Source organism: Anaerobacillus sp. ABD4_527, assembly GCF_056160805.1.
This window is the reverse complement of sequence record NZ_JBSWXZ010000001.1, coordinates 470,063-482,494: the sequence shown is the minus strand read 5'-3', so window position 1 is coordinate 482,494 and position 12,432 is coordinate 470,063. Positions and strand designations below refer to the sequence as shown.

The following is a 12,432-nucleotide window of genomic DNA, read 5'->3' as shown; positions in this document are numbered from 1 at the left end:
ATGTAAAGATGATCCTCACGATGTAAAGTAATCATCCTTTAGTTTTTCCAACTCGATTAAAGAAGCCTCTGCCCATCTCCCACCTTCGTGTTTTAGTTCATTAACTTGTGTGTCTACCGCTTCCTTTAAGGATTCGAGGTAACCCGGGATTTCTTCATCATAGTGGTTGATCGCGGAAATAGGGACAAGCGCTTTTTCGTATTGTGATAGCGCCTTACGCTGGTGAAATAATGGCACGTCGAGCTGCTTCGGGTTGTGCAGGTCCCCTTGTGTTGGGTGCTTGATGACCGCAAGAACCTTTACGACTGCTTTGGGAGATTTCACATCGACGATCTCTCCAATATATCTCCCTGTTTTATAACCTGCTGTAACGATTTCACCTTGTTTAAATGACTTTTTATCTGCCATGATGTCTTCACTCCTTCACCAATGCTTTTACAACCTGATGATATCACAAAATCCTCCAGGGTCTGGAGGATTTCATCTTGTGAATACATGTTTTCCAATTGTCTTAATGACATGTCTGCTTCGAATCCAATCATCAGTGGCTGTTTTTGGATTATAGTAAAACAAAGCCCCTGAGCTTGGATCTTCACCTTTTAATGCTTCATATGCTGCAAGGTACGCCTTTTTTCCAGGTTTCTTGCTATATTGACCGTCAGATACTGCTGTATATGCTCCACTCTGGAAGATAACTTCTTTGATCGAATTAGGAAACTTTGATGAACGAACACGGTTTAGCGTTACAGCCGCAACTGCCACTTTCCCTTCGAACGATTCTCCTCTAGCTTCACCGTTGATCAATCGTGCTAGCATTTCAACTTCTTTTACAGAGTATTTTTTTACTGATAATTGGTCACCTTTTACTTCTTTTACATCATTCATATTATTAATAGGTAGGTTCATTCGTAATGCTACCTGGTGCTTTGTTTCTGGATCAGGTTTTGTCTCTTTAGGAGTATCTAATGCTCGAGTAGGCAGTTTCGTTTCTGCTTTAACCGAAGTAACTGCTTCAACCTGATGTGATTGATAAGAGATCAGATTTATGAAAAGAGTCATAATCATTAACAATGATACATGTTTTTTCACTTCGCCTCACCCTTCCTATCTCTCAAAATCGTCACAGTTAGAAAGGTTAGAGCATATTCATCATCATTTCAATAGGAAATCGAAGGCCTTATTTCCAGAAAACCTTACAACATGAAACTTATTCCACCTTATTTAAGCTCACTATTTGCTAATACTTGCAACGTTAATTCGTCACTAGGTGGATTATGGAGTCCCGCTCGTACGTCTCTATATAAACGTTCAATCTTGTTCTTTTTCATTAAACTTCTACCACCGATTATCCTCATAGAAAGGTCGACTACGTCGATCGCCGCATTTACTGCTTGATGTTTCGCAGCGAATAGCTGTGACTGCATCTTCATTCGCTCTTCAGGATACTTATCCCATTGATCGGCAACAGAATATAGAAAATGGCGTGCACTCAATAGATTTAACGAAATTTGTCCAATCTTATCTTGAATATGAGGCACTTCACTTAATGGTTTATCCAAACTGTTCGGCTGATACGTATTTACAAATTCGATCGCTTCCTGCTTAGCTGCTTCAGCAATCCCAAGGTAAACCGCAGGTATATGCAACAGCCATCCAGGTGGTATCGCTTTCGTTTTCCGCTCTTTGTCATACACTTCTAATAATCGTTCTGCAGGGACATGAACATCTTTAAGAACAAGATCATCACTCCTCGTACCCCGCATGCCAATTACATCCCAAGTTTCTTCAATAGTAACTCCTTCATCTTTCATAGAAATGAGGAAATCGCAAGCTTCCTCACTGTCTTCCAAAGTCGCTTTTACAATCACCTGATCAAGATGAGTACTAAGTGTTGTAAAGGTCTTTCTACCTGTCAAACGATATCCTGAATCAACTCTCTTAGCAATCGTTACAGGTAGCCCTCCTCTCGTAGGGTCCCCTGTCTTTTCTTCTGTTTGAGCACGATTAATGATCGTTCCTTCCACAACATCTCTAGAAAGTCTTCCGAAGGTAATGTCGTTCCACGGTCGTCGGTCGTTTAGATCTTTCAAAATACCAAGATGCCAGCCGATCGAAAGTGCAGTTGCCCCCTCTCCTTTACCTAGCTCTTCTTGAATCAAAACAAGCTCATATAAAGAAAGGTCTTCTCCACCATATTGCTTTGGAACAGGTAGCGCTGAGTAACCAGATGTTCTGAACCGATCTAGAATCGATGTTGGAATATTCGCTTCTTCATCGATTTTCGATGCGAGTTCCTGTAACTCTACACTTAAATCCTGCGCTAAATGATGGAGTTTTTCTTCACGCTCATTACGAATAAATTTTTCTATCAAATTAGTCACCTTCCTTTAGTTGACTACTTATCACCGTTGAATTACGATAAAAGCAAATTAAGTTCTTATATTTAACAGTTCATCGATTCGATTTTGCTTGAAGCCGATAATTACTTCTTCATCGATCACGATTGTAGGCGTAGACATCGAATTATGAGTATTGATCAATTCATCACGAGCCCTTGCATTTTCTTTGATATTAAGCAGCTCATATTCTATTCCATTCACATCGAAATATTGTTTAACAAACTCACACGGCGGACAAGCAGGCTGCGTGTATACTTTTACATTCTTCATAGACGTCACTTCCCTAATAGAATCTTTTCCGTATAAAACATATCACCAGCGTTTCATACTTGCAACACATCTGTTCTTTAAAACGTTTGTTCCCGATCGATGAAGGGAATGATGCCGACAAGTAGTTGAAACTTTTTTTGAAGATAGAACGTATAAGGTATTACATGGTACCCAACTTTTCATTCTTTTGAAGGAGTGACATATATGAACAACTTATCTGAACAAAATGATAGACAACGAGAAAAAGCGGAAGAAATTATCCAGAGCTTTTATAATGAAGATGACTCTGATAAAATCCTACAATCTTTATCAGGATTAGGAGAAGATGCTCAGAGGAACGCAGGTCAATCCTTAGAAGCGTTAAAACGTCCCGTTAAAGGAATGATCGACCAACCAGATAATGATCTTCCTGAAAACCTCCATAAGCTACGGGAGCATGTATCTGAACTAGAGCCGACTTATTTAAAGAAAACTAAATTCAATAAGCTAATGAACAAAGTTCTTGGACGTAATGAAATCGAACAGTATGCAAAAAAGTATAAGACAGTGGAATCTCAAGTAGAGGTTATTGTTGAGTCATTATTAACAGGTAGAGACAAACTTCAAGAAGACAACTTGATGTTGAGAGAACTCAAAGATGTTGCACGTGAAAGAATCGGCGGGTTAGAAGAGCAGATGGAACTTGGACAGACATTGATGACGATGCTTGATGAAGAAGCTGCGAAAGATGAATGGAAGGAAAATCCTCTACCCATTCAAAAAGCTCAACAAAAAGTGGTCAGCCGCGTAAAGAACATGTCACAAGCTGTAATGGTATTAAGACAATCGATGGCTTCTGTTGATCTAATCATAGAAAATAACGAAAAGTTAGAAGAAGCGATTTTCAATGCTGTTACGATGACGAAAAACATCATCACAGTTACCGCTTCCATCCAGCTTGCACTTGGTAATCAGCAGAAAGTTATCTCTGCTGTTCAAAATGTGAATGAAGCAACAGAATCAATGCTGCTTCGAAATGCAGAAATGCTCAAACAGAACACTGAGGAAACGATTAAAACTCTTGAAAAACCTGCAATTGCGATCGAATCTTTCCGCAAAGCTTATAACGACGTATTCGAAGCGATCGATCTCACAGAAAAATCGAACGCTAGAATCATCGATAGTGGAAAACTCTTTATTACTGAGATGGAACAACTCAACAATGAAATGAAGCTTAAGCTTGACGGATCAACTGTAAAGCAAAAGCAGCTTTCTGAAGCTGCAGACCGTCTATAAGACTGGAGGTTATGAACGTGGGGCTACTAAACTCTCCTGAATATCAATGGGTGGAGAAATTTTTGCCTCCCAGATTTAAAACCGTGGAATCATCGTTATTACAAGACGTAGGTTCCTATGAATTTTTAAATTTTGCAGAGCAACTATTAGATGAATTTATTCATAAAATCTCAAACGATTCTCACAAACAAGAAAAGTGGAAGCGAACAGAAAAAGGATTTACTGTTTTCTTAAAGATAAAACGTAATCTTATTCTTTTTTCTGGATATGACAGCCAAAAAACTCGCTCTTCTACCCCAAAAAAATTCTTTATCCAATGGCAAAGACAAGTTAAGTCTTCGAGTGAACATGGTAAATGTAAACAGGGATTGATCTTAATCAATGATCGCGGACGTATCATCAAGCGAAGTGTCAAACGGTCCCCTTATTTTTCGGGCATCTTTCATCGTATTAAACAATTAGACCGAGCTCTATTAGGTCCAAAGTACGTAGCTCATGCCCCTCAAATCGATGCTACACTACAAGAAAATGTACAGTTGGTCGAACAGCTTTTGAAAGATCCATCTATCAAAGGGGTTATTTATTCAAGAGCAAACCGACTGTTAAATCTCATCAGTACAATGTTACCTGAATTAGACCTTCTTGATATCGAGGAAAGACACACTGTGAAACGAATGCTATCCACTGAAATCCCTGACCTTTTAGGAGGATATATCGGTTTATCTAAGGATAATAAAGAATTAAGACACGGTGATCTGTTTCAGGCGTTATGTAAAATGGAACTAACACTTCACCATCTGTTGGAAAAGTTAGAACAACTAAGATTATCTAAAGTCGACCACCTCTTAAAAGTTAACAAGATGAGGTACGATAACGAATAAAAGCTAGCTGTCAAAAAAAGACAGCTAGCTTTTATTATACTTCTTGCTCTATATTTTCTTTCATGATCGCTTGAATGCGTTCTGTTACTTCATCTTCTGTTAGACCGTGCTCTTCCACATAGCGATTGCGTGGAGATACTCGGCATTCATGAGAACACCCTCGCAAGTATTTATGCTCATTCTCTTCAGAAGTAATGATTTGCTTATTACAATCTGGATTTGCGCAGTTAACGTATCTCTCACAAGGCTCACCAGTGAAATGGTCTTTACCAACGATCACGTGCTCTTTTTGATTGATCGGAACAGAAATCCGCTCATCGAATACGTAACACTGACCGTTCCAGTATTCACCTTTCGTTTCCTCGTCTTTACCGTACGTGACGATGCCACCATCAAGCTGGTTCACATCTTCAAAGCCCTGATTGATCATCCATCCAGTGAATTTTTCACAACGAATACCACCAGTACAATAAGTTAGGATTTTCTTGTCTTTTTTATCAGCAAGATTTTCCTGCACCCACTCTGGTAAATCTCGGAAGTTCTTGATATCTGGATTGATCGCACCTTTGAAATGACCAAGCTCATACTCATAGTCATTACGAGTATCTAGGATAATGACGTCCTCATCCTGCATCGCTTCACGCCATTCTTTAGGGGATAAGTGCTTTCCACCTACTTTGGTAGGATTGTGGTTATCCTCTAATCGAAGAGTGACCAATTCAGGCCGTTCACGAACGTGCATCTTTTTAAACGCATGCTCATCTGCTTCATCTATCTTAAAGAAAAGATCAGAAAAACGTTCGTCAGCATGCATCATATCCATATAAGCTTGAGTTTGCTCAACTGTTCCAGAAAGCGTTCCATTGATGCCTTCTTCAGCAACGAGGATTCTACCCTTTAATTCATGTTCGTCACAAAACTCCTGGTGTTTCTCAACAAACTCTCCAGGATTATCGATTTGTACATATTTATAATACAATAATACGCGATAGTCTTTCTTGCTCATAATCGTATCTCCTTTATTTCACTGTTTCCATAACAGGCTCAACCTCTCCAAAATATTATTATAATAAATTCTCGCTAGAATGCAAATAGATGGTTTTGAATTACCATAAGGTTTCAGGGATGAGCACAGTAAGGAAGCTAAACGATTTCAATTGAAGGTTTTACAAATACCTTCACATTTCCTTTGATGGCGCGTGTGATCATGCACCCTTCTTCTGCTCGGTCTGCAATATCCATAATCTGTTCTCTTAGTGATTCATCAGGAGATTCCTTCAGATAGACAACTGGAAAATGGTGAATTGACTCAACATGTATTCTTCCTTCTTCACTTACAATTAATTTAGATGAAATTTGAATATCGTCAAAAGGAATCTTTTTTGCTTCAAGATAAAGTCCAAGCGTCATAAAATAACAAGCTGCAGAAGAGCTGAGCAATAGTTCATCAGGGTTCGTACCTTCATCTAAGCCCCCCATTGACGTTGGGATCGTAACACTTGCTGAAAGATTTTCAGAATGAATTTCACCTTTCCCAGTTCTCCCGCCTTTGTAGCTTCCCTTTAGCTCAAATACGTGTTCCATCCTACATACCTCCATCTAATTTTTTTTATAAGAAAACTCCACTCTTGGAATAGAGTGGAGATTGAGTTAACAATATTGCTCGAAAGCTCCTGTCAAGTTTTGCACGATGTCTTCAACTTCGTGATCTTCAATTTCTTCACGAGGAATGAAATGGAGAACCTGTCCATCTTTCATCAATGCCATGGATGGTGAAGAAGGTTCGTATCCTTCTAGATACTCTCTCATTTGGGCAGTTGCTTCACGATCTTGTCCGGCAAACACTGTCACAATATGATCTGGTTTCTTTTCATGTTCAATTGCTTCACGAGCTGCTGGTCGCGCTAAACCTGCCGCACAACCGCAGACAGAATTGATTACAACTAGTGTTGTACCTTTCGTGCCTGTTACAAATTCTGCAACATCTTCAGCAGTGGTTAGTTCTTTAAAACCTGCAGAAGTTAATTCGTCTCGCATCGGCTGAGCCATTTGTTTCATATATTCTTCATATGGATTCATGATGAGAACCTCCTCTTATTTCGATTTCCGTGCTTGCGTCATTTGGTGCCATACTGAGCCTTTTGCTTCTTCGCCACCTTGAATCCGTTCAAGCGCCATCCTTGCTTGCATCTTTACTTCAAACTCTGGATCTTCTGTTGCCTGTTCTAAAGCAGGTACTGCTGATTCATCGCCGACTTCGTATAAGAACATGGCAGCCCTCCAACGAACAAGCTTGTTTTTATCAGATAGGGCTTCCACCATTTCAGGTATTGCTTCTACATAACCTAAATCAGACATACAGTCTCCTGCAGTTCGTCTTACAGTCACAGACTTATCTTTTAACGCTTTAAATAGTAGCGGCAAGACGTCTTTTGATTCGATCATCCCAAGATAAACAGCAGCTAGTCTACGTATAGAAGCCTTTTCGTCTTGTAACGCTTTTTCTAATAAAGGAAGATCAGTAATCTCAGGATCTAGTCGATCTAGAGCAGCATATCTTTCCTTCCATTCTGGATGATCGAGCATTTCAAGCGTAACATGCTTTTTTTCTTGTTGTCGTGAATCAGGTTGTCCTGGTTCAAAAGCATCTTTCACAAGTGCCTCAAGTCTATTTTCATTATAAGTTGCAGATATTTCCTCAGTGACCTCAACGCCAACTTCTTCCGGAGAACCATAGCGAGGATTTTGCTCTTTCCACTCTCGTTCCATCACCATATTGTCAGAAGCTGAAGAAGCATCCATCGCCGCTTTCATAAATCGATCAGGAAGACCGAAACGTTGTTCTTCTTCACCATCGAGCAGCTTTACCTGCATAGGAATACCTCTAAACATTTGGATGAACACTTTTACTTCACCGAAATCATCTTCAACGGCTTCCTTCGTAGTGTTCGTTTCATTTGTTTCTTGTCCGAAAGCTTCTCTTGCTCCTGGTAAAATATCTTCCCAGGCAAACTTTGCATTTCGTTCCAAAGCAATAAAGTCCATTACATGATAAATTTCTTTAACACCAGGAACGTCCATTAGCTTTTGAATATAATCCGGAGCGTCAGTAAGGTCGCTCCCCTGCTTATACTGGCGCGTATCCCCAGCGGCTAATGATTCGTTCAGATTGATTTTCATCGAATTTGGACTCGGTGTTGGTTCGATCGATACGATCTTCATAGAACCTCCCCCTTCTTCAAGTGATTTTATCATAAGTAATTAACATGTACCATTAAGACCCATCACTCATTAAGTGTAACAACCGTGGCATTTTCTTTGTACTCGTCATAATAACTTAACACATCATCCACATATTCATCACTATGGTTGTACGCATACAGAGCGGTTTCTAACTTACCTTCGCTCGCTCCGTTAGCTGATAGATAGCTTGCGGCTGTGAATGCTGCATCAGTGATGTTGTATGGGTCTGCTTTACCATCGCCGTTTCCGTCTTTTCCATAGCCGCCGTATTTATTTATTAAGGCAGGATCCGTGATATCGATATTGTCACCTTCATTTAATTTTCCTAAGGCACTACCTTCATATTGCCAACCAAGCCACGTTCGCGGCATAAACTGATAATGTCCGATTGCCCCTTTTGGACTTTCTAGAGACTTCATCGTTGAAAATTTGGTTTCTACGCGATGCACCGCAGCAAGTAATTCCCATTGTATGTCATACTCTTCAGCAGCTTTTTTATACGTATCGACGTATTCTTCTGGAATATGAGACTTCGATAATTGAAAACGGAACGGTTCACTATTGCCTTGCAGAAAAAGCGCGATTATGACACTTGTTATAATCGTAGTTATTATCAATCGTGCAGGTCGTTTCAACGTTGCCCTCTTCCTTCCTATTTTCGTTCGTTGATGTCTGTAAATTCTTCGCTTGGAAGATGAATCCACTTCCCTAAATAACCGTGATCGTAAAGAGCCTTTATTAGGATTAATAGAATCGGCGAGAGAATCACTCCTGCAATTCCAAACAATGATAAAGAAATAATCATGAAGGACAAAATTGTGAACGCAGACACACCTAATGAATCACCAGTGATTTTCGGCTCCATAATCTGTCTAACAAGCATGACGACTCCTAATAAACCGATTAACCAAAATGCTAGTGTAGTCTGACCAACAATAAACAAATAAATCGCCCATGGTAAAAAGATTGCAGATACCCCTAGCAATGGAAGAATATCAAAAAACGCTGCTAACAATGCGATTGTAAACGCATTATCTACTCTTAATATCCATAGCCCGCAAAGAACAAGAACAAACGTGATCATGATTAGCTTTAGCTGAGCTTTAACATAAGCACCAATCCCACTAAGTACGTTTTCTTTTAAGAAATAATATGCTTTCTTAAATGTGTTAGGCGTGCGTTTGTTCGCGATCCGTTTCCACATTTCGATTTCAACACTCAAAAAATACGCAAGAACGATGCCGATCACAAAATTGATAATTAACGTAGGGATCGATGTCACAAAAGAAAAGATGCCATTAAGAAATCCAGTTAATAAAAAAGAAGCTTTCTCAACAACGGTAACGGAGTATTCCTGTGCTTTAAGTAAAACATCAGGTGGTAATGCATTCATCTGGAGCTGAGCCCATTCAACATAATTCATTACCTGCTCTTGAAAAATGTCTACATAGCTAGGAATCAATGAGATTAGGTTTTGTAATTGCACGACGAAAATGGCACCAGCAAGAAAGACTACACTTAATACGACTAAAACAAATAGCAGGGTCGAAATTGTTGTTGCTACTGTTTTCCCCAAACCTTTTCTATGTAAAAACCTAGCGAACGGTTCGATGATCAAGAAGATAACGTATCCAACAAAGATAGGAGCTGCAATATCAAACAAAAAGCTAAAAACAAACATGATTAAAAATACTGTTAAGACGATCAAACCAATATCGAAAGCAGTACGAGCATATTGTCTATAAAATGTTAACATTTCTTCACCTCTTGTCACTCTTATGACGTAAGCATATCTTTTTTACGCTCTCTTTTCCATAAAAAAAGGGCTTCAGTCTCTATTTTTTATGTGTGCAAATGAAATAATGGCCTGTCAGATGGTTTCCCGAAATAATAGCCTTGCCCAAGTGTAATCCCGATATCATTACAGAATTCAGCTTCTTCTTTTTGTTCGATTCCCTCAGCTAAAAGTTGGATTCCTTCTTCGTTTGCAAGTTTTGCAAGTTCGCGCAATGCATCCTGTTTACTCCTATTCCTATAACATTGATCGATAAATTGTCGATCGATCTTTGCGTAATCTGGCTTTAAGGCTAGTAAAATTTCCTTTGTTGCATACCCAGTCCCTAAATCATCAAGAGCGACTTTCATACCTTCTTGTTTATAAGAAGTAAAGATTTTCTTCAAATGGTCGATGCGTTGAATCTTTTCCGTTTCTACTACTTCAAACACAAGATCACCAGGATTTACGTTATAGTCTTCAACGGCTCGAAATGTCGTCTTCAAGCAGTGAGCAGGGTCATAAATAGAAGAAGGTAAAAAGTTAATAAATCTCTTGATTCCATTCGGAAGGAACTTTGAACTGATTTCAATCGCTTTGGTTCGAGCAGCGCTATCTAGAAAGGATTGTAAACCAGAGTTTCGAGCCATTTCGAAAAGTTTATAGGGCTGAAATGAGTAATCCTCATTAGTGGGTCTCAAGAGAAACTCATACGCAACGGTTTCGTTTCTTTCAAGTGATAAGATCGGCTGCATGTGTGCGGTAAACAGTCCTTCTTGCATGATCGTAATATAGTTCAAATTCTTCAACCGAACATTAAAATGTGGAAAAGCTACTGTTGGTTTCTTATCCATACGTGAAGATAATGTTGCACACCTAAATGTTTTTGTAGCGTTTGAACTAAATTGATCATCAATACGGTTACAGATGTCTTTCAATTCAGCAAGGTTGTTGTACGGCATGAAAAAGATTTCTCCTGACCGATTAAATAAATCGTTTAAACTCTCTAATAAAATAGGTGAAGGCGTTGTAATCTCCAAGATTCCTTTCGACAAGACGTCCGGTATAAATAGGCACTTTTCACAATACAAGTTTATCATCATCTCCTCATAAGAAAAGACAGGGGAGCGCCCCTGTCTTCCTAAGCTTTTACTCTACTTTAAGAGATTATCATATAGGTCTGAATATGTCTCAGCAGACTTTTCCCAAGAGTAATTCAATCGCATTGCTCGTTCAACGAGCTTTCTCCATGTAAGACTTTCATGATGATAGTAGTGTAATGCGAGTCGAATCGTACTTAGCATATCGTGAGCATTGTAATCAGCAAAACTGAAGCCATGCCCTTCACCCGTATATTTATTGTAAGGTTGTACCGTGTCTTTCAGTCCACCTGTTTCTCGAACGATCGGTAAACTTCCATAACGTAGTGCTATGAGCTGACTGATTCCACACGGTTCAAATTGAGAAGGCATGAGAAACAGATCTGATGCTGCATAAAGCTGTCTTGCAAAGTCATCGTTAAAATAAATGTTAGCTGAAAATCTACCTGGGTATCGATGCTCAGCTTCTCTAAGCATGTGCTCGTAGTGTTCATCTCCAGTTCCAAGAACGACAACCTGTACTTTTTCTTCCATGATCTCCGGAAGTACCCTGAAGAATAGATCCATTCCCTTTTGCTCAACAAGGCGAGTGATCATGGATATCATAGGAATACCTTCACCTTTTTGAAGACCAAGCTTTTCCTGAAGATCGACTTTGTTTTTTTCTTTTAGTAGAAATGATGCATGGTACGTATACTTTAACGCAGCATCTGTAGATGGATCATAAAGCTCGCTATCGATTCCGTTAATGATTCCTTTGAAATCATCTTCCCTCTTCCTTAAAATCCCATCTAGATATTCTCCAAAATAAGGCTGCTTGATTTCATCAGCATAAGAAGGACTTACAGTCGTAATATAGTCCGAATATGTAAGCCCGCCTTTCATAAAACTTACGTTACCGTGAAATTCTACACCCTCATTGGTGAAATGTAATTCACTCAAGTCCAAAAGATCATGAAGGATGTCTTTCGGAAATATCCCTTGATAGCGTAAATTATGAATCGTGTACACGGTCTTGATGCTTTCGTAGTGAGGATGATTACGGTAATGCGCTTTTTTCAATACCGGTACCATCCCAGTTTGCCAATCATGGCAATGGAGGATATCTGGTCGTTCATCCAAGTAAGGAATCGCTTCTAAGACCGCTCTACAGAAGAAAGAAAACCTCTCTCCGTCATCGTAATATCCATAGCTACCACTTCTTTTAAAGTAGTATTCATTGTCGATAAAGTAATACGTAATACCATTGTACCGTAGTGTTTCGATACCACAATATTGATGTCGCCATCCAACTGGTACCGTGATTGCTTCTTTTAGCTCAAGTTTTTCTTTAAACGATTCATTCATATCCTCATATTTCGGGAGGATGACAGATACGTTGATCCCTTGCTTTTGTAGTTCTTTCGGTAAAGCACCGATCACATCACCAAGGCCTCCCGTTTTAATAAACGGGTGGCCTTCGGATGCGGCAAACAATACATTCATGAATT

General features: G+C 39.4%; 14 protein-coding genes. 2 read left to right on the top strand and 12 right to left on the bottom strand.

Annotated elements, in window-relative coordinates; all coding sequences use genetic code 11:
- Positions 1-15: 15 nt before the first annotated feature.
- The 4 genes from kapB to ACXAHI_RS02505 form a co-directional block, all read right to left on the bottom strand.
- Positions 16-408, bottom strand: a complete 393-nt coding sequence (kapB, locus tag ACXAHI_RS02520) for a kinase-associated lipoprotein KapB (protein ID WP_474845688.1) — start codon at positions 406-408, stop codon at positions 16-18.
- Between the two features lie 72 nt (positions 409-480).
- Positions 481-1,089, bottom strand: a complete 609-nt coding sequence (locus ACXAHI_RS02515) for a cell wall hydrolase (protein WP_474845686.1) — start codon at positions 1,087-1,089, stop codon at positions 481-483.
- A gap of 128 nt (positions 1,090-1,217) precedes the next feature.
- Positions 1,218-2,372 carry an acyl-CoA dehydrogenase family protein gene (locus ACXAHI_RS02510; protein ID WP_474845684.1) on the bottom strand — a complete coding sequence of 385 codons (1,155 nt, stop codon included), beginning with the start codon at positions 2,370-2,372 and terminating at the stop codon, positions 1,218-1,220.
- 57 nt (positions 2,373-2,429) lie between these two features.
- Positions 2,430-2,669: a glutaredoxin domain-containing protein gene (locus ACXAHI_RS02505; RefSeq protein ID WP_474845682.1), complete on the bottom strand. Its 240-nt coding sequence runs from the start codon at positions 2,667-2,669 to the stop codon at positions 2,430-2,432.
- A gap of 204 nt (positions 2,670-2,873) precedes the next feature.
- Here ACXAHI_RS02505 and ACXAHI_RS02500 point away from each other — a divergent pair, with 204 nt between their 5' ends.
- Together ACXAHI_RS02500 and ACXAHI_RS02495 are read left to right on the top strand one after the other, a co-directional pair.
- A complete protein-coding gene (locus ACXAHI_RS02500; RefSeq protein WP_474845680.1) occupies positions 2,874-3,944 on the top strand; it encodes a toxic anion resistance protein in 1,071 nt (356 codons plus the stop codon).
- A gap of 17 nt (positions 3,945-3,961) precedes the next feature.
- Positions 3,962-4,825, top strand: a complete 864-nt coding sequence (locus tag ACXAHI_RS02495; protein WP_474845678.1) for a hypothetical protein — start codon at positions 3,962-3,964, stop codon at positions 4,823-4,825.
- 34 nt (positions 4,826-4,859) lie between these two features.
- Here ACXAHI_RS02495 and trhO read toward each other — a convergent pair whose 3' ends face one another.
- The 8 genes from trhO to glgA all read right to left on the bottom strand — a co-directional run bounded on the left by trhO (position 4,860) and on the right by glgA (position 12,427).
- The gene (trhO, locus tag ACXAHI_RS02490) at positions 4,860-5,831 is read right to left on the bottom strand and encodes an oxygen-dependent tRNA uridine(34) hydroxylase TrhO (RefSeq protein WP_474845676.1); all 972 of its coding nucleotides are present in this window, start codon (positions 5,829-5,831) and stop codon (positions 4,860-4,862) included.
- Positions 5,832-5,968: 137 nt separating this feature from the next.
- Positions 5,969-6,409, bottom strand: a complete 441-nt coding sequence (locus tag ACXAHI_RS02485) for an OsmC family protein (protein ID WP_474845674.1) — start codon at positions 6,407-6,409, stop codon at positions 5,969-5,971.
- Positions 6,410-6,475: 66 nt separating this feature from the next.
- On the bottom strand, positions 6,476-6,907 hold the full coding sequence (locus tag ACXAHI_RS02480; protein ID WP_474848047.1) for a BrxA/BrxB family bacilliredoxin: 432 nt from the start codon (positions 6,905-6,907) through the stop codon (positions 6,476-6,478).
- Positions 6,908-6,919: 12 nt separating this feature from the next.
- Positions 6,920-8,047, bottom strand: coding sequence for a conserved virulence factor C family protein (locus ACXAHI_RS02475; protein ID WP_474845672.1), 1,128 nt, complete (start codon positions 8,045-8,047; stop codon positions 6,920-6,922).
- A gap of 62 nt (positions 8,048-8,109) precedes the next feature.
- Positions 8,110-8,703: a lytic transglycosylase domain-containing protein gene (locus tag ACXAHI_RS02470; RefSeq protein ID WP_474845670.1), complete on the bottom strand. Its 594-nt coding sequence runs from the start codon at positions 8,701-8,703 to the stop codon at positions 8,110-8,112.
- 17 nt (positions 8,704-8,720) lie between these two features.
- Entirely contained in the window at positions 8,721-9,824 is a 1,104-nt protein-coding gene (ytvI, locus tag ACXAHI_RS02465; RefSeq protein WP_474845668.1) for a sporulation integral membrane protein YtvI, read from the bottom strand.
- 86 nt (positions 9,825-9,910) lie between these two features.
- On the bottom strand, positions 9,911-10,804 hold the full coding sequence (locus ACXAHI_RS02460) for an EAL domain-containing protein (protein WP_474845666.1): 894 nt from the start codon (positions 10,802-10,804) through the stop codon (positions 9,911-9,913).
- A gap of 192 nt (positions 10,805-10,996) precedes the next feature.
- On the bottom strand, positions 10,997-12,427 hold the full coding sequence (gene glgA / locus ACXAHI_RS02455; RefSeq protein ID WP_474845664.1) for a glycogen synthase GlgA: 1,431 nt from the start codon (positions 12,425-12,427) through the stop codon (positions 10,997-10,999).
- Positions 12,428-12,432 lie beyond the last annotated feature (5 nt).

Coding starts and splice junctions, on each gene's coding strand:
- ytvI (WP_474845668.1), bottom strand. CDS start 9,824: ATGTTAACATTTTATAGACAATATGCTCGTACTGCTTTCGATATTGGT.
- ACXAHI_RS02460 (WP_474845666.1), bottom strand. CDS start 10,804: ATGCCGTACAACAACCTTGCTGAATTGAAAGACATCTGTAACCGTATT.
- glgA (WP_474845664.1), bottom strand. CDS start 12,427: ATGAATGTATTGTTTGCCGCATCCGAAGGCCACCCGTTTATTAAAACG.
- ACXAHI_RS02500 (WP_474845680.1), top strand. CDS start 2,874: ATGAACAACTTATCTGAACAAAATGATAGACAACGAGAAAAAGCGGAA.
- ACXAHI_RS02505 (WP_474845682.1), bottom strand. CDS start 2,669: ATGAAGAATGTAAAAGTATACACGCAGCCTGCTTGTCCGCCGTGTGAG.
- trhO (WP_474845676.1), bottom strand. CDS start 5,831: ATGAGCAAGAAAGACTATCGCGTATTATTGTATTATAAATATGTACAA.
- ACXAHI_RS02485 (WP_474845674.1), bottom strand. CDS start 6,409: ATGGAACACGTATTTGAGCTAAAGGGAAGCTACAAAGGCGGGAGAACT.
- ACXAHI_RS02475 (WP_474845672.1), bottom strand. CDS start 8,047: ATGAAGATCGTATCGATCGAACCAACACCGAGTCCAAATTCGATGAAA.
- kapB (WP_474845688.1), bottom strand. CDS start 408: ATGGCAGATAAAAAGTCATTTAAACAAGGTGAAATCGTTACAGCAGGT.